Origin of the sequence: Sphingomonas quercus (genome assembly GCF_018863195.1) — a bacterium.
Taxonomy (GTDB): Bacteria; Pseudomonadota; Alphaproteobacteria; order Sphingomonadales; family Sphingomonadaceae; genus Solisphingomonas; species Solisphingomonas quercus.
In genome coordinates this window covers 1-1,101 of record NZ_JAHKRT010000015.1, presented here as the reverse complement: position 1 = coordinate 1,101, position 1,101 = coordinate 1, and the positions used below count along the sequence as shown (strand labels likewise).

1 protein-coding gene is annotated in these 1,101 nt (G+C 65.3%); it reads right to left on the bottom strand.

Annotated features, from left to right (window positions below):
* The coding region (locus tag KOF26_RS16935; RefSeq protein ID WP_216327983.1) for a mannonate dehydratase at positions 1-1,101 on the bottom strand (1,101 nt) is incomplete at both ends.

Here is a 1,101-nt window from a genome sequence, read left to right as displayed (position 1 = left end):
GCGCGTCGTGCTTCGTCGCGGGCGGCGCGGAGGAGGCCTTCGATATAGCCATAGGAGAAGGCGAAGGCCTGGAGCTTCTTGGGGTCGTCGGGATGGCGTGGGTTGTGATCGGGCAGCAGCGTGCCCTGCCAGCCGGTGTCGCGCAGGACGCGCACGCAGTTCAGCATGTCGATATCGCCCTCATCTTCATAGACTTCGATGAAATTGCCCTGCGCGCCGCGGATGTTGCGGAAATGGACCTGGGCGATCTTGCCCTTCTCGGCCATCTCGCGGAGCAGCGGCAGCTGGGCGTTGGGATCGGGGATGGATTCGCCGGTGACGGCGACTTCGTAGCACAGCCCGTTATGGGGATCGTCGTAAAGGGCCATATATTTGCGGATGGCGGCCATGTAGTCGACCGCGTCCCAATTATCGACGCCCTGATAGCCGAGCGGCAGACCGCCGGGATCATAGGGATGGACGGCGAGCCGGACGTTGTTCTCGCGCGCGACCGGCACGATCGACTTCAGGAAATGATCGATCCGCGACCAGTAATCCTCCATCGACACCCGGCCGGCGGCCTCGGTGACCGGCAGATCGCGATAGTTCTTCTCCAGCCTGAAGCCGTCATAGGTCGAGCCGCCGCGCCCGGGCACGGTGAAGTTGCGGCGGATCGGGATCATCGTCCAGTGATAGGTGACGAGCCGGATGCCGGCGCGCGACGCCTTGCGGATATTCTCGCGGATGAGATCGAGATATTTCTCGCGCTGCGGCCCTTCCTTCATGATGATGTAGGCGGAATCCATCCGCACCGCCTCCAGCACCATGTCCGCCTTGTGGCAGTCATCCTGCCAGCGGCGCAGCTCGTCGCCGTCCCACGGGCCGTCGGCGTTGAGGAAGGTGCCGGCGCGCGGCCACTGCTTCATCTCCTCGGCGCTCGCGGTGGTGTTGGCGCGCACGGTCAGGTAGCGCGCGTTGAAGCGCCGGAAATAATCGAGGCTGGCCTCAGCGGTCGGGCCGTTGCCGACCAGCGTGTGATAGTCGCCGCCGGTGTGGATGTCGCCCAGCGCGCGCACCTTCAGGTCCGGCAGCACGCGATAGGGCAGGTCGCGCGCCACCGCC